Here is a 24426-nt window from a genome sequence, read left to right as displayed (position 1 = left end):
CCCGAACCGGAAAGAGCCCGCCATGGGACCAAAGTCCTATGGAGCCGGTGCAAGCGGCCCGAGGACAACCGACCTCGCAGGGGCTACCATCCACCCACGTGACCCGTCGCCTCGTTGCCGTCTTCGCGCTCGCGCTCGTCGCGACAGCAGCTCGTACGTCCTCCGCGGCCGACGCGGCCGCGCTTGGCACGCCCACGATCCGCGTCTTCGGTATCGACCAGGGCCTCCCCCATAGCGTCGTCAACGCCATCACTTTCGACCGCGGCGGCCGCATGTGGATCGGTACGCAGAGCGGCGTGGCCTACTACGATGGCCAGCGCATCACGCCCTTGAGCATCCCGACGGGCGGCTCGCCGAGCTGGGTCCAGGCGATTGCTGCGGCGCAGGACGGCTCCGTCTGGTTCGGCATGGTCGACGGCGCTGTCTTCCGGTTCGCCGACGGGGCGTTTCAGCGGTTCGGGGCCGCCGAGGGCCTCCCGAGCGGGCGTCCGATCCGTTCCATGCTCGGATCACGCCGTGGGCCCGCGGTCTGGGTGGGCAGCACCGATGGGCTGTATCGGTTCGACGGCGGGCGTTTCCACCTCGTCGAGCTCGGGCCGGGCTTCGAGCGGCCGGACGTCTACTCGCTCCTCGAAGGGACATTGCCGTCCGGCGAGCCGACGCTCTGGGTCGGCGTCGAGGGAATCTTTCATTGCGAGGAGGGACGCTGCGCGCCCTTCGAGGCGGATGGCGCCGTCGAAGACGTGAAAGGCGTCTTTTCGATGTTGCAGACCACCGATGGGAAAGGCAGGCACGAGCTCTGGGCGGCCGCGCGTTTCGGCGTCCTCCGATGTACGGACGGCCGGTGGGAGCGTGTCGGGCCGGAATTCTCGCCCGAACCTCGTTTTCCGATCCGCGCGCTCGCCGAGACGGTGGATGGTTCGGGAGGAGAACGTACGATCTGGGCTGGCACCTACGGCGGCGGTCTCGCCCGCTTCTCGAAGGGGCAGTGGGCGGCGCTCACCACGACGAACTCCAATCTGCCCGACAACATCGTCCTCGCGGTTGCGGCGACCGGCCGCACGCTCTGGATCGGCGCAGGCGGGCTCGGGCAGCTCCGGCACGACGGGTGGGTGGCCTTCACGCCGCGCAATTCATCGCTCTCCGGCACGATCATGGGGCTCGGCGAGGTGCGGTACGCGGAGGGCAGGAGCGAGACCTGGATGGGCGCGGACAACAAGCTGTTCCGCCTCTCGGAGCAGGGGATGTCTCCCGTCCTTCCGCCTGAGATGTCGGACAAGTTCGGAACGACGATCACGGCCCTCCTGCCCTCTCGACGGGAGCCCGGGGTGGTCTGGTTCGCGGACGGCGGCGGCAGGCTCCACCGCTGGGAGGCCGGTCGGCTGACGACGTACGGCGCGAGCCACGCGCCGATCCTGCAGAGCGCCGTGTTTGACCTAAAGGAGTCGATCGACGGGCGCGGCCTCTGGGTGGCGGCGGTCGGCGTTGGGCGCCTCGACGAAAACGGGACGTGGCAGGTATTTCGGCAGGAGAGCTCCCCGCTCCTCGACAACCAGGTACACGCCATTCTGGAGACCACACGTCCGGGAGGCGGGACGAGCACGTGGTTTGCCACGTCCAATGGCCTCTCGCGCCTCGACGAGGGAGCGTGGAGGAGTTACACCACGGCGAACACGCCGCTCGGCTCCGATTATGTGACGACCCTGGCCGAGCTGCGCGATACGCGCGGGGCGCGCGTGCTCTGGATAGGCACCCTGGGCGCCGGCGTCGCGCGGTATGACCTCGACGCCGAGGTTTGGCTCGAGCGGCTCGACACGAAGAGCCGGCCGGCGCTGCCGAGCGACGATGTCATGCAGGTGCGCGCCGACAGCCGGGGGCGCCCGTATCTCTTCACGGTGCGCGGCGTCGCGCGCCTCACGCCCCGCGCGCCCACGCCCGACGATCCGGCGGAGTTTTCCCTGTACACCTTCACGACCGACGACGGGCTGCCGAGCAACGAGTGCCAGCAGAACGGCTCGTTCGTCGATGGCCGCGGTCGTATCTGGGCCAGCACGGTGGGCGGCGCGGCCGTCTTCGATCCGGCGCGCGAAATCGAGGACGTCACGTCGAAGCCCCTCGTCCTCTCCGCGGTCCGCGCGGCGGGCGGGGCGCTCGCGCCGAACACGGCGCTCGCCTGGGATCAGAACACGGTCGCCTTCGACGTCTCGCTCCTCTCCTTTTTTCGCGCGCCGGACACGCGATATCGCATGCAACTCCTGGGTTTCGACCCTTCGCCGAGCGATTGGACCGTGGACGCGAAAGCGCGATACACGAACCTCTCCGCGGGGGCGTACACCTTTCAGGCGTGGGGCCGCGACTATGCCGGCAACCTGGCGGGGCCCGTATCGATCGCGTTCCAGGTCAAACCCGCGCCGTGGCGGACGTGGTGGGCTTACCTCGGGTATGTGCTGACGGCCTCGGCGCTCGTGTACGGAGGCGTTCGGGTGAGGCTCCGGGCGCTCGCGAGGCGCAACGAGGAGCTCGAAACGCAGGTGGAGGAGCGGACGGCCGAGCTGAAAGCGGCAAAAGAAGCCGCGGACGCGGCGAACCGCGCGAAATCGAGCTTCCTCGCCAGCATGAGCCACGAGCTGCGCACGCCGCTCAATGGCATCCTCGGGTATGCGCAGCTCCTCGCCCGGGCGCCGCGGCTCTCGCGGGAGGAGCTCGCGGCGGGGCTCGGCGTCGTGCGGCGGTCGGGCGAGCACCTGCTCGGGCTCATCGACGATGTGCTCGATCTCGCCCGGATCGAGGCGGGAAAGATGGAGCTCGCCCCGGCCGAGGTCCACCTCCCGGCGCTCTTGCAAAGCGTCGCCGATCTCTGCCGGGTCCGCGCGGAGCAGAAGGGGCTCGGTTTTCAGTACGTGCCCGCCGGGGCTCTGCCCGTCTGGGTCCTGGTCGACGAGAAACGATTGACGCAGGTCCTGCTCAACCTGCTCGGCAATGCCATCAAGTTCACCCGCGCCGGGAGCGTCACTCTGAAGGTCGATACGAGCGGCGGTGAGCTCGCTTTTCATGTGGAGGACACGGGGCCGGGGATCGCGCCGGCGGACGTCGCGCGGATCTTCGAGCCCTTCGAGCAGGCCGGCGATCGGGGAGCGCGCGCCGAGGGCGCCGGGCTCGGGCTCTCGATCAGCCGCAAGATCGTGGAGCAAATGGGCGGCCGGCTCGACGTCGAGAGCACGTTCGGCGAGGGCAGCACGTTCACGGTGGCGTTGCCGTTGCCCGTCGCCGCGGAAAGAGAGTCGGCCGGCGAGGCGCGCCCCGCCGAGGTGATCACGGGCTACGAGGGAGCGCGGCGGGTTCTTTGCGTCGTCGACGACAACGAGGGCAATCGCGCCTTTCTGCGGGACGCGCTCGGTCCGCTCGGGTTCGAGGTCCTGCTGGCCGAGGACGGCACGCAGGCCCTCGCCCAGATCGAGGCGCGGCGGCCCGATCTCGTGATCCTCGACCTGGCATTGCCGGACCTGCCCGGCGACGAGGTCGCGCGGCGCCTGCGCGGTCTCCCCGCGCTCGCCGGTTTGCCCCTCGTGGCCTCGTCCGCGAGCGTGGACGAGGCGCAACAAAAGCGCGCCAAGGACGCCGGGTGCGACGAATTCCTCCCCAAACCCGTGCGCCTCCCGGCGCTCTTCGATGTGCTCGCGCGGCGCCTCGATATCACGTGGATCCACGCGTTGCGCGTCGAGGACGAGGCCGAGAAAGACCTTACGCCCGCGCCGCGCATCGAGCCGCCTCGGGAGGTGATCGCGGGCCTGCTCGATCTTGCCGAGCGGGGGCGAATTCCGGAGCTCTTGCAGGCGCTTGCCGCCCTCGAAGGGGAGGACGCGCGGTTCTCGGCGTGGGCGGCGGAGATGCGGGCGATGGCCGAGGCATTCCAGCTCCGCGAGCTCTGCGCCGCGCTCGGGCGAGCTGCCGAGTAGGACCTAGCTTCGACGTTCAACCAGCCGAGACCCTCGCGCCCGCCTTCTTCGCGGGAGCCTTCTTCGCCGCAGGAGCTTTCGCGGGAGCCTTCTTCGCGGGAGCCTTCTTCGCGGCAGGCGCCTTCGCCGCGGCCTTCTTGGCCGCCGGTTTTTCCGTCGCCGCCTCCGCCTTCGCAGGCCGGCCCTTGCCCATGGCGCCGAGCGTCGCTTGATACTGCTCGACGTACTTCTTCGCCGGCATTCGTTTGATCACCCCGCCGATCACGTCGAGCGCGAGGTCCTCGATTTTTTTGAATCGCACGCAGGACTTGCCCATGTCGAGCTTCTTTCCCGTCTTCGCCCAGGCGTCCTCGAACCACTTCAGCGCGGCCGTATCGCCGTAGACGCCCATGAGGTAGACGGACATGTAGTTCTTCTGGGACGCGAGGGCCGCGAAGGGCAACGGCTGCCGCGGGTCACAATGGTATCCCGGCGGAAACACACGGTGGGGCACGTAGTATCCAATCATCCCGTACTGCACGCCCTCTTCGTACTCCCCATCGAGGTTCTTCAGGATGACCTCGCGCACGGCCTGAAGTGCCGCACGACGATCGCTGGGAAGGCTCTCGAGATACGCTTCGACGGTGCTCGCCTTGCTCTGCATGAGCGTCAGTGTACCGAAGGAATGTTCGTCTTGGGAAGCCCCACGCGGAAGCGGTCTTCTGCGTCAAAGGGTCGTCGCCGGGCCGACCGAGCCGAGGTGAACGGCAGCGGTCCTCGGCCAGCGGTATGGCGGCCTTTACACCCGCGTCGATCTCGACGGCTGCAATGCCACATGCGCCTCCGACGAGTCGTGCGGAAATGGCATCGTCGACGCCGCGGTCGGTGAAGCGTGCGACGACGGGAACACCACGAGCGGCGACGGCTGCCAGGCCCATTGCGCGTTGCTTTCGTGCGGCGACGGTATCCTCGACGCCGGCGAATTCTGCGACGATGGCAACAACGCGAGCGGCGACGGATGCAGCGCCACGTGCATTTCGGATGAGTCGTGCGGCAACGGAATCCTCGACACCGCGGCCGAGGAAGCTTGCGACGACGCCAATACCACGGATGGTGACGGGTGCGAATCCAACTGCGTGCTGCCAGCGCAAGGCGGCGATCCGGAGGATACCGTCGAGGAGGGCAGCTGCGGGTGCCGCCTTTCGGGTGACGCGGGCTCCTCTCCGAGCGGGCTCGTCTGGGCCCTGAGCTTGCTCGGCCTCGCCGGTTTGGTGCGGCGCAGGGGAGGTCGTCATATTTCTGGCGGTTCGTGAGGGCAGGCACCGGGCCCTCACATCCGCTCCAGCGTTGGTGCCGACGGTGATTCCAACGACGCCTGCTCGTGGTAGGGTCGCCACATGGATCTCGAAACGACGGACAGCAACGCCGACGAGATGAGCGCGCTGCGCGAGCGGATCGCGTCTCTCGAGGCGAGGGTCGCCGAGCTCGAGCGGGAGCGGCACGAGTTTCGCATGAGCGCGGAGCAATCCCAGGCGCTGGTCGCGGCCGTGGCGAAGATTTCGTGGTCGACGAACGCCGACGGAACGAGCGGCCTCGCGTCGGTGGAATGGTGCGCGTTCACGGGGCAAACCGTCGACGAGCTGCAGGGCGTCGGCTGGGTCGACGCCCTGCATCCAGAGGATCGCGCCCGCGCAGCGACGGCCTGGCTGAACGCCGTTGGCACTTGCGGCATATTCAACGTCGAGTTTCGCCTTCGGAGCCGAGACGGCGTCTATCACCAATTCTGGTCGATAGGCGTTCCGCACGTGCTCGAAGACGGTAGCATTGGGAAGTGGGTCGGTTGCTGCGTCGACGTCAACGAGCAGCGACAGATGGAGCGCGCATTGCGCAGGAGCGAAGAGCGCTCCCGCTCGATCACGATGCGCCTGCCCCTTGCGGTCTTCGAGACCGACGCCGAGGGGCGCATCACGTTCGTCAACGACACCTGGTCGACCGTCACCGGCGTGCCGGCGCGTGAGGCCTCGGGCGAAGGATGGATCCGTGCCGTCCACCCGGACGACGTGAGCCACGTCGTCGAGAGGTGGCTCGAGATCGTGAAAACGGGGGAGCAAAAGCACACCATCGACTTCAGGTTCCGCTTGCCCGATGGATCCCTGCGCTGGGTCAGCGGGAGGGCCGTGCCGATGAGGAGCGCGGATGGCGCGATCGAGGGTTTCATCGGAACGCTGATCGACATCAACGACCGCCAGCAAGCCGAGGAGCTCTTGCGCGAGACGATGTCGCAAAAAGAGATCATCGATGCGCAACGCCAGAGGCTCGCGGATCTGTCTACGCCCCTCATCCCGATCACCGATCGGATTCTCACGATGCCGCTCGTCGGGGCGCTCGATCCCGAGCGAGCCGAGCAGGTCCTCACGACGCTGCTCGATGGCGTGAGCCGCACGGGCGCGGCCGTGGCCATCCTCGATATCACGGGCGTCGCCGTGGTGGATACCCAGGTCGCGAGCGCCTTGCTCCGCGCCGCGCAAGCCGCGCGGCTGCTCGGCGCAGAGGTCATTCTCAGCGGAATTCGCGCGGAGGTCGCGCAAACCCTCGTGGGCCTGGGCGCAGAGTTCGGAGGCCTGGTGACGACGGGTAGCCTCAAGACCGGCATCGATCGCGCGATGAAGTCCGTATCGCGCCTCAGGTAATCGCAGGCGGCCCGAGGCGGCTCGACCTCAGCGCACCGGGGGATAGAGCTTCTGGACCATGAAGCTCGTCCGCGGATACCCCGCCGCGGCGGCGCTGGCCACGACGCTCTTGACGGCGGAGGCGGGGAGATCGTGGGCGGCAGCGATGAGGATCTCCCCAGGGAATGGTGCGTCGGGACGGACCTGCCTCCAGAGCTCCTTCTTGGTCACGAGCAGCACGCGGAGCTCGTCGAGGTGGAGAGGCTCGCGCGCCTCGACGAGCTCGGGCGTTTCGGCCACGACGACGCCGTCGACGGTGACGTGGTGTCGATCGACGACGACCAGGGGAGCGTCCACGAGGTCCTCGCCATGGAATGCAGCCGGGAGGCAGGGCAGACGCAAAGGGCCGCAGCACTCGCCGGAGGCCGAGAAAGCGGGGAACAAGCCGAACGCGTAACAGGCGAGCGGCAAGATGAAGGCGAGGATGACGGGCGCGCGCACGCCCGGCAGCGTGCGCCACGCACGTGGAGGGCACTGAAAGAAGCGGAGGGCGATACGGCGAAGAAGGCGAGGGCCTGGAGGACGGATGACGTGGGCGTCCGGGGCGGGGCGGCGGCGAAGGAGTCGGAGCATACGGCCGGGGGGTTGGACGGGCAGGGCGGGGAAAGGTTGGGAGGATCGAGCGGGCGGCGCGTCGGCGCCGGCCTTGGTGAAGCGCCGGGCAGTCGGGGCAGAGAGCCGCCGGGGAGCCGCGCCGTTGTCACGCGGCGCGCGCTCGTTGTAGGCTCCGCCGAGGCGGCCAGGACCTCGGCCGGAAGAGGATTCCCTTCATGAAGACCCCGACGCGATCGACCGTGATGACGACGCTTGCGATCGGCGTGGTGGCGTATTTCGTTGCCACGGCGGGTCACGAGGGCGTGGGTCACGGGGGAGTTTGCTTGATCGTGGGCGGGAAGGCGCTGCGGATGTCGAGCGCCTGGTTCGATTGCGACAAGCAGGGCTCGAGTGAATGGGCGGTGCGCGCCATCAAGGCCGGCGGCACCGTCGCCAACCTGCTCCTGGGCACCTTCTTTTTGGCCACCATGCCACGCGCGCCCGGGCGGCCCAGCAACCGCTGGTACGCACACTGGCTGCTCGCCGCCACGAACCTTTTCATGGGCGCGGGTTATCTGATGACGTCCCCCTTCGGGAATCATGGCGACTGGGCCGATTTCATCGAAGGCCTCTCGCGCCCGCTTCTCTGGAGGATCTCGCTGACGCTCACCGGAGCCGTCCTTTCCGCCGCAGCGCTGCGCGTGCTCCTACGCCGGCTCGAGCCTCACCTGGGCGCCGAGCTCTCCGAGCGGGTGACGGCGGCGCGCGTCCTTTGCTGGGTTCCCTACGGCGCGGTCGGCGGGGTGTTGTTCAGCATCGCGGCGCTCACGAATGCCGAGGGGATGCAATTCGTGCTTTCCTCCGCGCTCGCGACCCTGGGAGGCACATTTTTTTGGCATGGCTCCCCGCGTGGGTGAAGGCCCCGCGGGGGGAGGTCGGACAACCCCTCGAGCTGGCTCCAACCCCGGCGTGGTTGACGGCGGGAGCCGCGATCACGGCCCTGACGCTGGGCGTCCTTGGGCCGGGAATCCGCTTCTGACAGAGCGAACGTATCTTTCGCCTGCTCTCGTGAGTAGGCTCCTCTCACCCGCGTCGGCCTCCGGGGGCTGGTCGAGCCGCCGTGGTGGATCGGACAGGATATGTCCGAAACGCCGGGATTTCTGCTGGACGTGGGGGCTCTGGGCAGGCAATCTACGCCCCCGCTCGACGATGGGCTGCGCATTCGAGCCGAGCATGCGGAACGCTCCGCGTGGAATGGCTCGGTGCGCGCGCATTCGTCGAGATTCAATCCCCCGTCCCGGTGAGGAGGCTGCGGTGCCGCCGTGCGATCGCAGTGGAGGAGAATGAAGAAGGTCCTCGAGATAATCGCGGTCATCGTGGTGGTGTTATGCCTGATCAGCGTGGGCGTATTCCTCTCCCGCGGGCCCGGGAGCGACACTCGTGCCGCTTCCGGAGGCGCAGACGACGAGGCTCCGGCGGCGACCATCATTGGAGGCGCGCCGTGAGGAGACCCTTCCCGGGTCCGGGGAGGGCGCGGCGAGGACCCGGGATCGGCATGCAAAAGGGGAGGGGGCGCCCCGCGCACCGGACTGTTTGACCGCCGCGCGGGAAGCGTGCTACGAGGTGACCGAAGACGAGCGCAAGCTGCTCGCCGACTGGATCATGGGCGGCTCACAGGTCGACAAATGAGCGCGTCGAACAACATCGTACGTATCGACATGTGTGGGGCCGTCCCCCTCGCGAACGGCACCCTGGTCGACGTATGGATCGCGCAGCAAAAGGGCGGCATTTTCTCGAACGACTACAAGGGCACCTGGCTGCAAGTGGTCGACACCGGCGTGATTTATTCGGACGCCATGTTTTATCGAGAGATAAGCTCCTTGATCGTTCGTGACCATCCTCCGTCGCTGGAGGTGCGCAGCGATCTCGACACGCTCGCCCGGTTCCGCGGCCGCATCGTCTACTGCCGCGTCGCGTTCACGTACGAGCAGCAGATGACCACCCTGCTCGTGCAGTACGAAAACGCACCTGCCGTCTATCGCTGACGCTGGGCTGCCTTCGTTCGTCGGAGGCGCCGGGGGTACGCGAGCGCCCACGCACCGCCGAAGCGGCCATTGACCGCCGTCATGCGAGCTGGCCACTTCCCGCCGGGATGACGACGAGCTCGGCTGTCACAGCGGCGCGCTTCCTCTATACTGGTCCCGTCCGCCTCTCCCTTCGTTCAGGAGCGATCGACCATGACGCAGCCCCAGAACCGCAGAACCTTCCTCGCCGGTCTCACCGCCGCCTCCGCCATCCTCGCCTTCAGCCCCTCGGCCCGCGCCTGGTTATCCCAGCCCGACGCCGCCTCCGACTCCGTCTTCCTCCCATCCCTCGACGGACAGCTCCTTTTCGCTCCCGGCGATCTCGCCGCAGCGGCGGACGACTTTGGCCACATTGTCCACCAGACCCCCGTTGCCGTCCTCCTCCCCGGCTCGATCGCCGACATCCGCGCGATCCTCCGCTTCGCCCACGCCCACCGGATCCCGGTCGGCGGGATGAGCATGATCGGCAATACCCATAGCGTCTTCGGCCAATCCCAGGTCGAGGCGGGCATCGTGATCAACATGGCCTCCCTCGCCACCATTCACGAGATCGACGAATGCAGCGCCCTCGTCGATGCCGGCGTCCGCTGGATCGACCTCCTCGCCGCCACGACACCGCTCGGCAAGAGCCCTCCGGCCCTCACCGATCACATCGACCTCAGCATCGGCGGCACCCTCTCCGTGGGCGGCATCGGCGGCCAAGCCTTCCGCCACGGCATGCTCGTGGATAACGTCCTCGAGCTCGAGATCATCACGGCCCAGGGACGACTCGTTGCCTGCTCTCCCACCCACCATCCCGCTCTCTTCCGGGCTGCCCTCGGGGGCATGGGCCAGTTCGGCATCATCGTCCGCGCCCGCGTCCGCCTCATCGACGTCCCCGGCATGGTCCGCCGTTATACCGCCTTGTATCCCGCCCTCGTCGACATGATGGCCGACCAGGAAAAACTCATGGACGACGGCCGCTTCGACTACCTCGAAGGGTTCGCGCAACCCGCCGAAGGGGGTGGATGGGTGTATCAGATCGAGGCCGCCAAATACTACGCGCCCGGACAGCCCCCGGACGATGCCGCGCTCACCGGCGACCTCATCTTTGCGCCTTCCACCCTCACGGTCGAAGACCTCACCCACTTCGATTTCACCAACCGCATTGCCCCCCTCGTTGCGCTCCTGAAGTCCGTGGGCGCCTGGCAGCTTCCCCATCCCTGGATCGACATGTTCGTCCCCGGCTCCGAGGCGGCCTCCTTCATTCAATCCGTCCTCGACCAGACGACCTCCGACGACATGGGCGGCGGGCCCATCCTCATCTACCCGTTCAAACGCGCTGCCGTCACCGCTCCCTTCGTCGCCCTCCCCGACGAACCCACGGTGTACCTCTTCTCGCTCCTCCGCTTCGCGCCCCCTCCCGTGGTCGCCAATCTCCTCGCCAAGAACCGCGCTATCTACGAGACCCTCCACGATCTCGGCGGCAAACGTTATGCAGCGAGCGGCATCCCCTTTACGTCCGCCGATTGGCAAGATCATTTCGGCGCCCTGTGGTCGGCCTTCGTCCACTTGAAACACCGCTTCGACCCCCGCCGCATCCTCACGCCCGGCCCTGCCATTTTCGACTGAGCCGCTGGAGGCACCTTTGGCGAACCGTCACAGGGCCCGCCGCTGGGGGGCCATCTTGATGATCGTCGCGCTCGCGCTGCTGCTTGGAAGGGCCGGCCGCGCCGAGGCGGCCATGATGAAGCACCACGATCTGGTGTCGCTCGCGCTCGAGAGCGATCACATCGTCCTCGCGACGCGCACCGGCGAGCGAAAGAGCGCGCCCTATTCGACGGGCATCGACCACGTCGTGAAGAAAGCGTATCGCGGCACGCTCGCGCCCAACGACGCGGTCCAAGTCGACTACGGGGGCTACGAGCTCAACCCGGTCATCCTGCGGCTCCCCGGGGCTCCCTCGGCCGACGTCATCCTCTTCCTCAAGCGGTTCGACGAAAAGGCTGAGCGGGCTCCGGGCATGCTGGAGCACTACCTCGTGCCATCCGGGCTGCGCATCTTCATCGACGGCCGCGCGTATCGGTTCGAACAAGGGTGGAACCCGGGGCCTTATGTCCCGGTCCCGCAGGGCCCCGATCCGTTCGACGTCGCCGGGGATCCACGCGGAGGGAGCGAGCCCCTGACCCTCGCCGAGCTCGAGCGCGCGCTCGAACGCGCGATCACGCGTGCCGACCACGTGCGGGCCCTGCTTCGCGACCCTTCTCCGAACGTGGCGGCGCTCGCCGCCGAAGTCGGGCCCGAGGACACACGGGATTTCGATGGCCTCGTCGTGAATCCCTTCTCGGGCTGGGAGGACCTCGTCGCGACGCGATCGCTCCAAGCCATCGCGACGACGAACGATGCAGAGTCCTTCTGCGACGCGCTCGGGCGCGCCCAGGGCGTCAACCTCTTGGAGCTGCGTCAGAAGGTCGACAAGGCGCGGATCCTCGACATCGCCACGAACCGCGCCGCCTCGCCCCGCGCCCGTGTCGCTGCGATCGAGCTCTCGCAATACTTCTGGGGGCCGCGCTCCTTCATGGAGTCGATGTCCCGCCGCATTGCGAGCCTCCTCGACGATCCCGACGCCCGCGTCCGCGCCGCGGCCGCCGGCGCGGTCAATACGCGTGAACCGGACGCGAAGATCTCCGGCGCCGCGATCGTCGCGCGGTGGCCGCTCGAGGGCGACGACGCCGTTCGGTATGCCATGGTCAGGAGCGCGATTGCTCTCGGGATCCTCGGACAACTCGATACGACGCGCGCCCCGAGCCCCGTGATGAGCGGCTCGCTTCGCGGGCGGGCGCTCCACCTCCGCTGGGTCTCGTACGACGGAAGTCCTTGGCGGGTCGACCGCGGCGAGATCACGCTGAAGAGCTCGACCGGCGAGAGGCGGATGCCGATGGATATGGGAGGGTGGGGCTACGCGGGGGACGGCTCATTGGGGATCTTGCTCGCCTTCGATCCGCCCCTCGATCCCGGCGTGTACAAGGTCGAACTGATGGCGCGGATGACGAGCGCGCAGGACCACCAGGATCGGCGCATTGCGCTCGGCGAGCTGCTCGTCACCGATCCGAATCCCCGCACAGCCCCGGCAAATCAGCCCGCGACCAGCGGCGAGGAGCCCGTCGAGCCGCCGCGCGTCCCGAAGCGCTCGGCGTGCGCGTGTGATCTCGCGAGCACCGACGACGATATGGACACGTTCGGCCTCGCGGCGATCGCCGTCGCAATCGCCGCTCTACGCCGCCGGCCTCCTGGAGCTCGGGGGCGCCCGCATCCTCCTCGATGAGCCCTCCCATCCTCGCCCATCCCCCACCGCAATGTACCACTTGCCGAATCCACCGGAGATCTTCGAGGGCCGAACGGACGAGCGCGCGTGGCTCTGCGGGCGGCTCGCGCAAAGCCCCCTCTCCATCCTCTGGGGCCCGCTCGGCCTCGGCAAGACGGGGCTCGCTCTGCGCGTCGTCGCGGACCTTCGAATCCCACGCGCCGCCTACCACTCGGCGCTCGACACGCCCGAGGACACGGCCTTCCTGATGAGCTTCGGGTGGTGCCTCGCCGGGCTCGCCGGAGAGGCGGTCGAATGGCTGGCGCAGGGCCGCTCGCGCGCCGACCTCGTCATGCTGACCATCGAGCTCGCCGAGCGAGCGGGCGCCGTGGTCCTCGTCGACGACCTCCACGCGGTCGATCACGACCTCACGGAGCGGCTGCTCCTCTCGATCAGCCGTTATGCGCGCAAAAGCCGGTTCGTCGTGATGACACGCACGCGCCCCCGCCACGAGGAGCTCGCGGACAAGGCGCTCCGCATCGAGCCGCTCCCCGAAGAGGATCTCGCGCGCCTCGTGCGTCGCTGCGCGCCCTTGCGCGGTGCCTCCGAGGCGGCGGCGCTCGCGCGCGAGGCCATGGGCTCTCCCTTCCGCGCCCGCCGCCTGGTCCTCTCGCAGGGCGCCGATCCGGGCGGCTCGCTGCTCGTCGATCTCGGCGACGAGGCGAAGCGCGTGGTGCAGGCGTTGCGGGTCCTCCGCGTCGCCGTCGCGCTACCCGCGCACGTGGCGCGCGAGCTCGACGAGCGCGGGCTGATCCGGCTCACGGCGGGCGGGGTTCGCCTCGATGATCGCCTGCGCTCCCTGGTGGACGCCGAGCCGCTCGACGCCGCCGAGGCGCGGCGCACCGCGCTTTCGCTGGTCCTCCACACCGAGGGCCTCGCCGCGGCGTTCGAGGCCGTGCGGCTCGCGATCGAGGAGGGCGAAGCGGCGCTCTGCGCGTCGCTGCTCGACCAGCACCTGTTCGCGCTCTGCGCGGCTGGTTTTGCCGAGGGGCTCTTCGAGCTGCTCGCTCGCCTCGAAAGCCGAGCCTTGCTCGGGCATCGGCTCGGCTGCGCCGACTGGATCCACGGGGGTGCGTCGCTCGCATGGGCCGCGGCCCTGCCCGCGCCCGCCGATCCCCGCGTGCGCCTGCTCTGGTGCAGGCTGCTCGTGCATGGCGGAGCCGTGGCGCAGGCGCGCGACACGGCCCGCGCGCTCGCGGAGCACGGGCCCGTCGACGTCCAGACGGACGCGGCGTTGCTTCTCGCCGACATCCTCCGCCACACGGCGGAGGTCGACGCGTCGGTCGCCCTGCTCGAGCGGCTCGAGGTGCGCACCCCGTCCCAGCGGATCGATCGCGACCTGCGGCTCGCCACCGCGCTCATGTTGCGCGGGGACTTCGCCCGCGCGACGGACATGCTCGCGTCCATGCCGGCCGAGCTCGAGGGCCTCCGGGTCGAGGAGCGCCGCCGGTTGCGCGCCACGCTCGCCTCGGCGCTGCTCGCGTCCTCGCGCTTCCGGGAACTCGAGCGCGTGCTCGGCGCCGGCGAGCCGCCCGCCGACTGCCGCCCGACCGAGCTCTTCGCGCACCTCGCGCTGGCGGTCGAGCGTGGACGCTTCGATCTCGGGCGGCGGCTCCTCGATCGCGTCGAGCCCTTCGTCGACGAATCCGTCTACCTGCGCTTCGTCCACCGTTACAATACGCTCCGGTTGCGCCTCTTCGCGGGACCCGGGGAAGGCCTGGAGGAGCTCGCGCGCGAGCTCGCCTTCGACGCCCCGTTGTTCAAGTTGCCGGAGCTCGTCGTCTGGTCCTTCTGCGCCAAGGCGGCGGTCGACGTCACGTGGGCGCCGCCTGCGACACTCGCGGATCTGCCGACCGGCATGGCTGTCCCGGAAGGAACGGCGCGGGTGCTGCACGAGGCGTGGCAGGTGATCGTCGCGGCACGTCGCGGCGCGGCGACGGCCTCCTTCACGGCGCCGCCGGACTTGCCGACCGACATCGGGCTCGTCGCAGGGCGCGCGGAGGCGGAGGCCGCGATCGCCCGGGATGAGCTCGATCACGCCGATGGTATCGTCGAGGCCGCGCTGGAGCTCGCCCGACGCGAAGGCTTTGCCATCGAAGAGGCGAACCTGCTCGCGCTCCTTCTCGACGTGCGCCTGCTCCGCGCGGCCCGGGGCACGAGCGCGCGCACGCTCGTCGAGCCCATCGCGCGCGCGCTCGTGCAGGCGGCGGAGCGACTCGGCTCGGCGCGCCTCGCCGCGGAGGCGCGCCTCGCGACCTGGCTCGTCTCGGACCGGAGGGACCCGGCCATTCTCCTTTCGATGGCGGAAGACCCGGCGTCGCCCGTCGTTCGCCGGCGGGCGCGAGGGCTGCTCGGGCGCGAGGTCACGCTCGACGCCGTGGACCGGAGAATCGTGGAGCGCTCGGCCCACGCGGCGGCGCAACGCGAGGAAGCGGTGGTGGTGCTCGATCTCGAGCAGCGCGCCCTCTTGCTGCCCTCCGGCAAACGGGTGGACCTCTCGTCGGCGGACCTGCACGTGCGCATCCTGGAAGTGCTCGTGCGCGGCAGTGGGCGCGCGACGAAGGAGGACCTGGTGCTCGGCGCATGGGGGCTGCCGAGCTACCATCCGCACCGCGACGACAAACGGCTGCAGGTCGCGGTCCACCGGATGCGGCAGGTGCTGGAAGAAAACCCGAAAGAGCCGGCGCTGCTCCTCCGCGACGGAGACGGCTACCGACTCGGCGCGCCCGTGCGTCTCGGCCGCCTCGGCGCGAGCGCGATGTAACCGCTCGTCATCGCAGCCGCTCCGCCCGTTGACGCGTGTTGTCTGGACGCTGTACCTATCGGTACCGACCAAGGAGCCCTGTCATGTCCGCCCGGCCCCCGCTTCCTCCGTTCACCCGCGAGACCGCCCTCCGCAAGGCCCGCCTGGCCGAGGACGCCTGGAACAGCCGCGATCCCCAGCGCGTGGCGCTCGCCTACACCGAGGACAGCATCTGGCGAAACCGCGCGGAGTTCTTCCAGGGGCGCGCGGCAATCGTCGAGTTCTTGACGCGCAAGTGGGCCAAGGAGCTCGATTACAAGCTGATCAAGGAGCTCTGGGCATTCGACGGCAACCGCATCGCCGTGCGCTTCCAGTACGAATGGCACGGTGCCGACGGTCAGTGGTTCCGCTCCTACGGCAACGAACTATGGGAGTTCAACGACGAAGGCCTGATGCGCCGGCGCGAAGCCAGCATCAACGACGTGCCCATCGTCGCGAGCGAGCGCAAATTCCTGTGGGAATCGGACGGCCCGAGGCCCGCCGACTGGCCCGGGCTGACCGAGCTCGGTCTTTGAGCCAGCCCTGAGCATGGGTCTCGTCTGGGGGCGCTGTGCTGGGGCGTTGCCCCAGGCCCCACCGGGGCTATCCGCCCCTGGACCCGGACCAGCGCAAGCGCTGGACCCAGGGTCGATGAGCTGCGCGATGCGCAGTTCATCGAACAGGCCGAGGCAAGACCGGTGACGGGCCTGCCAACCGAGACCGCCGTGACTGGCAAAGCTGTCCCTGGTCTTGCCACGGGCCCGTTGGAAGAACCGCGCATCGCGCGGTTCTTCCACCCCGAGTCCAGGGCTTGCCCTGGTTCGGGTCGAGGGGCGAACAGCCCCCGCGGGGTCCGGGGCGGCGCCCCGGCGCGGCGTCCCCGAGAAGTCACGGGACGTTTCACTTCAACAACATGCGTGACGCCTCGTCGAGCTCGATGGCGTCGCGGGGGATCTCGCCCGTCAGGCTCTCTAGCCACCGCGTGATCAGGCGCGCGTCTCTGCTGGACAGCTCCTGCCCGAGCTGATGCCTCCCCATCATCTTTACCGCCTCTTCCAGGGAGGAGACCGAGCCATCATGGAAGTATGGCCCTGTCTGGGCGACGTTGCGCAGGCTGGGCACCCGGAAGACCATCCAGTCGACGTCCCGCCGCGTGATCTCGTAGCGGCCTCGATCCTTCGTGTCTGGCCATGGCTTCACGAGCCCGGCCTTCTGGTACATCGTCGCGCCCACGTTGGGGCCGAAATGGCACGTGATGCAGCCGATCTCGACGAACCGGTTGAAGCCTGCCTTCTCCTCGTCGCTCAGCGCGGCCTTGTCTCCCTCGAGGAACCGATCCCAGCGGCTTCGCGTGTACAGCGTGGCCTGGAATGCCGCGAGCGCGCGCGCGACATTGTCGAACGTCACGGGCTGCGTCGGACCGGGGAACGCTTGCGCGAACGCCTGCGTATAACCTTTCGAGGAGCGGAGCGTCGCCTCGACGCGCTCGGGCGTGGCCGCCATGGCCCGCGGGGATCGCAGCACCTCCTTGGCCTGATCCACGAGGTTGTCCTGCCGACCGTCCCATAGCAGGGAGAAATAGCCGTCGACGTTGTAGACGCTCAGCGTGTTTCGGGGAGGCTCGCGATTGTCGCTCCCTCGCGACAGCTTTCTGCGGTCCACGCCCCAGGCCTCGAGGGGGTGGCAAGAGGCGCACGAAATGTCCTGGTTCTTGGACAGACGCGGATCGTGAAAAAGGACCCGACCCAGCCGAATCTGCGCCGCGGACGTCGGATCGGGCGGTATCGCCGACTCGACCGGCAGAGGCGAGAAGCTCGTCAGCCGCTCCGGTATGATCTCGGCCGACGCGACGTCCACGCGCGGCGCCATGCGCGAGAGCTCGAACGCGAGCACGACGGCCACGACCATCCCGAGGGCGAGGGCCAGGGCCCAGGCGAGCGCTCGGGTGGGTGTCTGGGCGCTCGATTCGCGGAGGGGGGTCGTCTTGGCGCCGAGCCGGCCGCTCCCTGGGCGTGCACGCGCGGGAGGCTCGTCCGATGACACCCAGGGCTTCGGCGTCTCCTCCCGGTGGAGGGACGCCACGCGCTCCGAAGGAGGTGGCTCGGCGGCGAGACTGCTCCGGGGGCGGCTTGGGCCCTCATTCGCCTGATAGCGACGAATGCGATCGAGAGACGCGCGCGCCGCGGAGGTGCCGAAGGGCTCGATCGACTGGGCGAACGCGGCGACCGTCTGCGGGCGGTCCCCGGGGTCCTTCTCGAGGCAATGCAGGATCACGCGATCGATGCCCGCCGGCACGACGACCCCCCAGGCGTCGATCGGGACCGGCGGATACTCGAGGATCTTGAGCAGGCACTGCGGCGTGCTGCAGGCCTCGAACGGGCGTTGCCCCGTGAGGAATTCGTAAAGGATCACGCCGAGGGCCCAGATGTCGGCGCGCGTATCGGCCCACTTCAGGCCTCGCAAGAGCTCGGGCGCGAGGTACGGGACCGATCCGACGATCGCGTTCGAATCCGTCAAGCTGCCCTCCGCCGGGCCTTCGGGCGTGAGCCATTTCGACAAACCGAAATCGAGCACCTTGACGATCTCCACCCCGTCGGGCCCCGTGGCCAGGAACAGATTGGCCGGCTTCAGATCGCGGTGGATGATCCCGCGCGCGTGCGCTTCGGCGATTCCCTCGCACGCCTCCAGCACGCGGTCGACGGCCGCGATGCTCGAGAAGGGCCCGCGCACGTGGAGCACCTCCTGGAGGTCGAGCCCCCGCAGCCGCTCCATCGCCAGATATGGCACGCCCGTCTCCAGCATGCCGGCGTCGAGGATGCGCACCACGTGCTGGCTCTGCAGCGCAGCGGTCGCACGGGCTTCGCGCAGGAAGCGCTCCTTGGCCTCGGCCGCGCCCCCGTGGTGGGGGTGCAACAACTTCAGCGCGACCGGCTGCCTGAGCGCCAGGTGCTCGGCAGCGAGCACGACGCCCATTCCGCCCTGCCCGAGCGTACCCTCGACCCGGTACTTGCCGGCCACGATGTCACCCGGCCGCGGGACGTCGACATGCGGGATATCCATGATCTTTGGGTCCGTCGGACAACGCGAAAGAGGCGCCCCGGCTGGGTGGGTGTCCCACAGCCAGCTCCAAACCTGGGTGGGGTGCCTTTGACCGGCAAGGCGCCGCGACGGGCGCGTCGTCGCTCGCTCGGTTCTTGGCCGGGCTCGCTCGCGTGGCGCAACCCGCCGGGCAAACGCGAGTGGGCGCTTTCGTCTCTGGGGTAACGTTCGTGCTTTCGTGTGCGCTCGCGGCTCGCGAAGGCTCCTCGCCCGAGGATGGATGTAGCCTGGCCAATGGTACGTCTCACTCTTTCGAGCGATACTCGTTTTTCGCGGAGCACATCCCTCAAAGGACAGGTCCATGCTCACCCGAGCAACCCCTTGCTCGGTAGAGCCCTGTTCGAGCAAGGGGTTGCTCGGGTGAGCGAACGCCCATGGCATTGCGGTCGATCCTCACGCGCCTGGGTATGGCGAGACGAAGCCGGTGCTCCTGCGAAAAAGCCTCCGCGCGGAGAAAAAGCGCCCCCTGGGTCCCTTTCGTTCACCCTGCCAGACCGCTGGCACGACCCCTGCTCGATGCTCCGCCGAACGACGCGCGCAGAACGAACGTGGGTCCGACGGTCGGGCCAACGTAGCGCGCGGCGCACAACAGCATCGCATCCCAGGAACTCGAGATGATGAAGAGTGGAATTGTGCGTGTGCTTGGTTTGACTTCTGCCACTGTCCTCGCTGCTGCTTGCCAGGGCAACGGGGACACGGCCACGAAGCTCGAAGGGCGATCCGGTCTCGACGTGCGATCCGGCCTCGATATCCAGACGCACCTCGACGCGCTCCCCTCCGCCCGCGTCATCGACGTGGACAAAGCCGGCGTGCCGACGTCTCTCCAGGGGAACCTCGGGGCCGTGGAGGTCCGGGAGGACGACGGGAAAATCGACGTGCGATCGGCCCTCGTTGCCGTGGCCCCTGCGTTCCGCGCGAACGCCGCGGATCTCGTCCTGAAGAAGGTCCATCACGATTCGTTCGGCAACGAGCATCTGCGTTTCCAGCAAATGAAGCATGGCCTGCCCGTCATCGGCGGCGAGCTGGTCCTGCACGTGAACAAGGGCATCCTCACGTCGGCCAATGGCCAGGCCCGCGACGACCTGCCGGCGCCGCGCGAGCCGCGGATCGACGCGAGCGCGGCGATCACCGCGGCCCGGGGCGCCGTCCCGTCGCTCCCCGAGGCCCTGGCGGCCGGCGAGGCGAAGCTCGCTTATGTGCGGACGCACGACGTCCTCTCGCTGGTCTACCAGGTCGAGGTGACGGGCATGCGCGAAGACGGCACGCCCATCCGCGACACGGTGCTCGTGGACGCCGCGAGCGGCAAGGTGGTCCGCCGCATCCCGCACATCCATTCGGCGAAGAGCCGCGAGATCCACGATCTCGCGCACGGCATGGAGCTGCCCGGCGCGCTCTCCCGCGTCGAGGGGCAAGAACCGGTCGAGGATCACACCGTCAACACCAACTACGAGCACATCGGCACCACGTACGATTGTTACGCGACCCTCTTCGGCCGCGACTCCCTGGACGGCCTGGGGGCCACGCTGGTGAGCTCGGTCCATTTCGGCGAAAACTTCGTCAACGCCTTCTGGACCGGTACCCAGATGGTGTACGGCGACGGCGACGGCGTGACGGCATCGAACCTCGCCGAATCGATGGACATCACCGCCCACGAGCTCACCCACGCAATCACCGAGCGCACGTCGGGCTTGGAATACGCCGGCGAGTCGGGGGGGCTGAACGAGGCCATGAGCGACATCTTCGGCAACGTGTGCGAGTGGTTCCGGGCGGGACGCGTCGTCGACGCGAATACCTGGAAGATTGGCGAGGACGTGTGGACGCCCGCGGTCGAGGGCGATGCGCTCCGCTACATGGCCGATCCGGCGCACGACGGGATATCGCTCGATTACTTCCCGGATTACGAGGACGGCGTCGACGTCCATTTCAGCTCGGGCATCGCCAACCTGGCCTTTTATCTCCTCGCCCAGGGCGGCACGCACCCGCGAGGCAAGACCTCGGTCGAGGTGCGGGGCATCGGCGTCGAGAAGGCGGCGCGCGTCTTTTACCTGGCCAACATGGCGATCATGACGCCGACCACCACGTTCGACCAGGCCAAGACCGCGACGGAGCAAGCGGCGCGAATCCTCGGGTTCCCGGACGCGGAGTTCGAATCGGTCTCGAAGGCCTGGGAGGCCGTGGGCGTGGGCGTCCCGATACCGCCCCCGACCGCGACCGCGCTCGAGAATGGGGTGCCCGTCGCGAGCATCGGCGGCGACGTGAACAGCAAGCAATATTTCACGCTGGAGGTGCCCGAGGGAGCGACGAGCCTCACGTTCACCATCGAGGGCGGAGAAGGCGACGCCGACCTCTACGTCCTCTTCGGCGAGCCGCCGCGTGGCTCGAAGTGGGAGTGCCGGCCGTTCGGCGGGGACAGCAACGAGACTTGCACCATCACCGACGTCAAGCCCGGCACGTACTGGGTGATGGTCCGCGGCTTCAGCCCTTACTCGGGCGTGACGCTGACCGGCACGTACGGCGACGGCGCCGCCCTCGTCATCAACGAGATCGATTACGACAACGTGGGAGCCGACCGGGCGGAGTTCGTGGAGATCTTCAATGGCAGCGCGTCGCCCGTGAACCTCGCGGGCCATTCGCTGGTCTTCGTGGATGGGCAATACGGCGAGGTCTACGCCACGGTCGACCTCGGCCAGGCGGGTACGCTCGGGGCGGGGCAATTCCTGGTGGTGGGGAGCCCATCGGTCTCGGTCCCGGAGGGCGCGCTGAAGCTCAACTTCCAGGGCCCCGAAAACCAGATCCAGAACGGCGGGCCGGACGGCGTGGCCCTCGTCAAGGACGGCGCCACGCTCGACGCGCTCTCGTACGAGGGCCGGATCGCAGCCGCGAACATCCCGAACGTCGGAGAGGTGAGCCTCGTCGAGGGCAACCCCTTCACCACCGCGGACAGCGGCCGAGCCGAGCGCTCGCTTTGCCGCATCCCGAGCGGCGCGGACACCGATGACGCCGCCACCGACTGGGCCGCCACGTCCACCGTGACGCCCGGCGCCGCGAACGTGCCCTGATCCCTTGAATGGGGGGCCCTGTCGGGCCCCCTCTTGCCCTCCTCGTCCTCGCCTGGCTGTGTATCCTCCTCCCTCCTCCCGGCACAGGGCGCCGGCCCTCCCTCGACCGTCATGGAAGAATTTGACCATAACATTGAACGACGACCGAGGAATCGCATCCAAGGTTTCTTGACTCGAGCGGAGAGCGACTTTACGCCGGGGCCCCTATCGGCGCGGGCCCCCTTCTCGGGCCGCGCGAAGGAGGTCCTATCCATGCTCACCGGAAACGACGACACTTCGCAGGGCGGGCGGCGCAACGGATTCGGGCGCCGTTTTGCGGCTTCGGCCTTGATCGCGCTTTTTGCCGGCTGCGGCCCAGCGCTGGAAGAGCCGGAAGACACGCTGGAGGACGCGCTCACGGAGACGGCGCCCGACGACACGCAGGGCGAGGACACGCCGCTCCTCGCGCTCCCCGACGGCCCCGCGCCCTCCCAGCTTGCGGTGACCTTCACGCTGGGCGCGCGTTACGACGCGACGCAGAGCAACATCACGTTCCGCGTCTACTCCTCCCGGTCCACACGTATCGAGGTCTACCTCTACGCGCAGGCGCAAGGCGCGCAGGAGAAGGTCAAATACGTGCTCACCAAGGACGCCGCGACGAACGTCTGGTCGAAGACCGTCGCCGTCTCCACGCTCAAGAATACCTACGGCATCACCGGCCCCGTTTATTACGGTTATCGCGCGTGGGGGCCGAACTGGCCGTACACGAGCAGCTGGACCAAGGGCTCCGGCACGGGCTTCCTCGCGGACGTGGACGCGCAGGGCAATCGCTTCAATCCGAACAAGCTGCTCCTCGATCCCTACGCCTTCGAGATCAGCCACGACCCGATCAACCCGAGCAACACGGACGGCACCGTATTCGCTTCCGGCGCCTCGTACCGTAACCTCGACAGCGGCACGAAGGCCATGAAGGGCATCGTCTTGCCGCCGGACAGCACCTCCTATGGCGCGAAGCCCACGCGGGCGCTCAAGGACGACGTCATTTACGAGGTCCACGTCCGCGGTTTGACGAAGAACGACGCGAGCATCTCCGCCGCGTACCGCGGCACGTACAAGGGCGCGGGCCTGAAGGCGGCCGCCCTCGCGCAGCTCGGCGTCACGGCGGTCGAGTTCCTCCCCGTGCAGGAGACGGACAACGACGCGAACGACGTCGCCCCGACCAGCACCGCGGGGGACAATTACTGGGGCTACATGACGCTGAATTACTTCGCGCCTGATCGCCGTTATGCCTACGACAAGACGGCCGGCGGCCCCACGCGCGAGTTCAAGGAGATGGTGAAGGCGTTCCACGACCAGGGCATCAAGGTCTTCATCGACGCCGTCTACAACCACACCGGCGAGGGCGGCGCCTGGAGCGCGAACGACAAGACCACCTACAACGTGATGTCCTTCCGGGGCCTCGACAATCCCACCTACTACAGCCTGAGCGCGGACCTGCAACACAGCTGGGACAACACCGGCGTCGGAGGCAATTTCAACACGTACAACCCGATCGCCCAGGACCTCATCGTCCATTCGCTCGCGCACTGGAAGGACACCCTCGGCGTCGACGGCTTCCGCTTCGATCTCGCCTCGGTCCTCGGCAACACCTGCCAGCACGGCTGCTTCAACTACGACAAGTTCGACGCGAACACCGCGCTCAATCGCATCTGGAGGGATCTCGAGCCCCGACCCGCGGGCGGCGGCGCCGGCGTGGACCTCATCGCCGAGCCCTGGGCCATCGGCGGCAATTCGTACCAGGTGGGCAACTATCCTTCGGGCTGGTCCGAATGGAATGGCATCTTCCGCGACACGTTGCGCAAGGATCAGAACCAGCTCGGCGTGGCGACGATCACCCCGGGCCAGCTCGCCAGCCGTTTCGTCGGCTCGTCGGATCTCTTCGGCGACGACGGGCGCAGGCCGTGGAACTCCATCAACTTCATGGTCGCCCACGACGGCTTCACGTTGCGGGATGTTTATGCGTGCAACCAGAAGAGCAATTCGCAGGCCTGGCCGTACGGGCCCTCGGACGGGGGCGAGGACGACAACCACAGCTGGGACCAGGGCGGCGCCGCCGCAGACCAGCGCAGGGCGGCCCGGAATGGTCTCGCGTTCCTCATGTTGAGCGCCGGCACGCCGATGTTCACCGGTGGGGACGAGCTCTTGCGCACGCAATATTGCAACAACAACGTCTACAACCTGGACTCGGACAAGAACTGGATCGACTGGACGACGTCGACGGACAAGGAAAACTTCCGCACGTTCACCCGGCGTCTCATCGCGTTCCGCAAGGCCCATCCCGCGCTGCGCCCCGATCAATACTACAGCGGCACGGACGGCAACGGGAACGTCATGGAGCAGCTCCGCTGGTTCAAGTCTGACGGGACCGTGCCCGACAGCGCCTATTTCAACAGCGGGAGCAACCACGCCCTCGCGTGGCGCGTCGACGGCACCGAATTCGGCGACCCAGCGAGCGCGATTTACATCGCCTACAACGGCTGGTCGAGCAGCGTCGACTTCACGCTGCCGTGGCCGGGCAACGGGAAGGCGTGGCATCGCGTGACAGACACCTGCAACTGGGCCGAGGGCGACAACCAAGTCGCGAATCCAGGCGCCGAGACGCTCGTAGGCGGCGAATCCACGAAGTACGGGATGTGCGGCCGGAGCGTGCTCGTGCTCGTGGCGAAATGAACGGCGGGCAGTGACGCCTTGGGACGCCTCGCCGGGGCGCTGCCCCGGACCCCGCGGGGGCTGTCCGCCCCTCGACCCGGACCAGGCACGGCCTGGACCGAGGGTGGAAGAGCAGGGACAGCGTTGCCCGTTGAAAGGTCAGCGCGGCGGTC

15 protein-coding genes and 1 pseudogene are annotated in these 24426 nt (G+C 68.3%); 13 read left to right on the top strand and 3 right to left on the bottom strand.

The features are described 5' to 3' along the window. Nucleotides 1–98 precede the first annotated feature (98 nt). Nucleotides 99–3956, top strand: coding sequence for a hybrid sensor histidine kinase/response regulator (locus QHF83_RS25245; protein ID WP_282420482.1), 3858 nt, complete (start codon nucleotides 99–101; stop codon nucleotides 3954–3956). A gap of 16 nt (nucleotides 3957–3972) precedes the next feature. On the opposite strand, the gene QHF83_RS25240 is transcribed toward QHF83_RS25245, so the two are convergent. Next, nucleotides 3973–4599, bottom strand: coding sequence for a DUF1801 domain-containing protein (locus tag QHF83_RS25240; RefSeq protein WP_282420481.1), 627 nt, complete (start codon nucleotides 4597–4599; stop codon nucleotides 3973–3975). A 160-nt stretch (nucleotides 4600–4759) separates the two neighbouring features. Between QHF83_RS25240 and QHF83_RS25235 the strand changes: the two are divergent. The 3 genes and pseudogenes from QHF83_RS25235 to QHF83_RS25225 form a co-directional block, all read left to right on the top strand. Then, nucleotides 4760–4867 (top strand): annotated as a pseudogene (locus QHF83_RS25235) (DUF4215 domain-containing protein); the annotation flags it as partial. Between the two features lie 12 nt (nucleotides 4868–4879). Next, nucleotides 4880–5248: a DUF4215 domain-containing protein gene (locus tag QHF83_RS25230; protein ID WP_282420480.1), complete on the top strand. Its 369-nt coding sequence runs from the start codon at nucleotides 4880–4882 to the stop codon at nucleotides 5246–5248. An 84-nt stretch (nucleotides 5249–5332) separates the two neighbouring features. Beyond that, a complete protein-coding gene (locus QHF83_RS25225; RefSeq protein WP_282420479.1) occupies nucleotides 5333–6625 on the top strand; it encodes a PAS domain-containing protein in 1293 nt (430 codons plus the stop codon). Nucleotides 6626–6652: 27 nt separating this feature from the next. On the opposite strand, the gene QHF83_RS25220 is transcribed toward QHF83_RS25225, so the two are convergent. Then, nucleotides 6653–7105, bottom strand: coding sequence for a biopolymer transporter ExbD (locus QHF83_RS25220; protein WP_282420478.1), 453 nt, complete (start codon nucleotides 7103–7105; stop codon nucleotides 6653–6655). Between the two features lie 329 nt (nucleotides 7106–7434). Here QHF83_RS25220 and QHF83_RS25215 point away from each other — a divergent pair, with 329 nt between their 5' ends. From QHF83_RS25215 to QHF83_RS25185, 7 genes are all read left to right on the top strand, one after another. Then, complete coding sequence (locus QHF83_RS25215; protein ID WP_282420477.1) at nucleotides 7435–8115, top strand: hypothetical protein; 681 nt, start codon at nucleotides 7435–7437, stop codon at nucleotides 8113–8115. Between the two features lie 426 nt (nucleotides 8116–8541). Then, on the top strand, nucleotides 8542–8703 hold the full coding sequence (locus QHF83_RS25210; protein ID WP_282420476.1) for a hypothetical protein: 162 nt from the start codon (nucleotides 8542–8544) through the stop codon (nucleotides 8701–8703). 180 nt (nucleotides 8704–8883) lie between these two features. Then, nucleotides 8884–9243, top strand: a complete 360-nt coding sequence (locus QHF83_RS25205; RefSeq protein WP_282420475.1) for a hypothetical protein — start codon at nucleotides 8884–8886, stop codon at nucleotides 9241–9243. Nucleotides 9244–9435: 192 nt separating this feature from the next. Continuing rightward, nucleotides 9436–10893 carry an FAD-binding protein gene (locus tag QHF83_RS25200; protein WP_282420474.1) on the top strand — a complete coding sequence of 486 codons (1458 nt, stop codon included), beginning with the start codon at nucleotides 9436–9438 and terminating at the stop codon, nucleotides 10891–10893. Nucleotides 10894–10948: 55 nt separating this feature from the next. Continuing rightward, complete coding sequence (locus QHF83_RS25195; protein ID WP_282420473.1) at nucleotides 10949–12586, top strand: hypothetical protein; 1638 nt, start codon at nucleotides 10949–10951, stop codon at nucleotides 12584–12586. 31 nt (nucleotides 12587–12617) lie between these two features. Then, nucleotides 12618–15389 (top strand): helix-turn-helix domain-containing protein, encoded by a 2772-nt coding sequence (locus QHF83_RS25190; RefSeq protein WP_282420472.1) that lies wholly within the window; start codon nucleotides 12618–12620, stop codon nucleotides 15387–15389. An 83-nt stretch (nucleotides 15390–15472) separates the two neighbouring features. Further along, nucleotides 15473–15943, top strand: coding sequence for a nuclear transport factor 2 family protein (locus QHF83_RS25185; protein WP_282420471.1), 471 nt, complete (start codon nucleotides 15473–15475; stop codon nucleotides 15941–15943). A gap of 364 nt (nucleotides 15944–16307) precedes the next feature. Here QHF83_RS25185 and QHF83_RS25180 read toward each other — a convergent pair whose 3' ends face one another. After that, on the bottom strand, nucleotides 16308–18467 hold the full coding sequence (locus QHF83_RS25180; protein ID WP_282420470.1) for a cytochrome c peroxidase: 2160 nt from the start codon (nucleotides 18465–18467) through the stop codon (nucleotides 16308–16310). A 656-nt stretch (nucleotides 18468–19123) separates the two neighbouring features. Here QHF83_RS25180 and QHF83_RS25175 point away from each other — a divergent pair. Both QHF83_RS25175 and QHF83_RS25170 read left to right on the top strand, forming a co-directional pair. After that, nucleotides 19124–21565, top strand: coding sequence for a M4 family metallopeptidase (locus QHF83_RS25175; RefSeq protein ID WP_282420469.1), 2442 nt, complete (start codon nucleotides 19124–19126; stop codon nucleotides 21563–21565). Nucleotides 21566–21817: 252 nt separating this feature from the next. Next, on the top strand, nucleotides 21818–24274 hold the full coding sequence (locus tag QHF83_RS25170; RefSeq protein ID WP_282420468.1) for an isoamylase: 2457 nt from the start codon (nucleotides 21818–21820) through the stop codon (nucleotides 24272–24274). The last annotated feature ends 152 nt before the right edge of the window (nucleotides 24275–24426 follow it).

This window comes from Polyangium sp. 15x6, from assembly GCF_029960785.1.
GTDB lineage: Bacteria > Myxococcota_A > Polyangia > Polyangiales > Polyangiaceae > Polyangium.
Note: the sequence above shows the minus strand (reverse complement) of the source record. Positions and strands in the feature narration are given on the sequence as shown.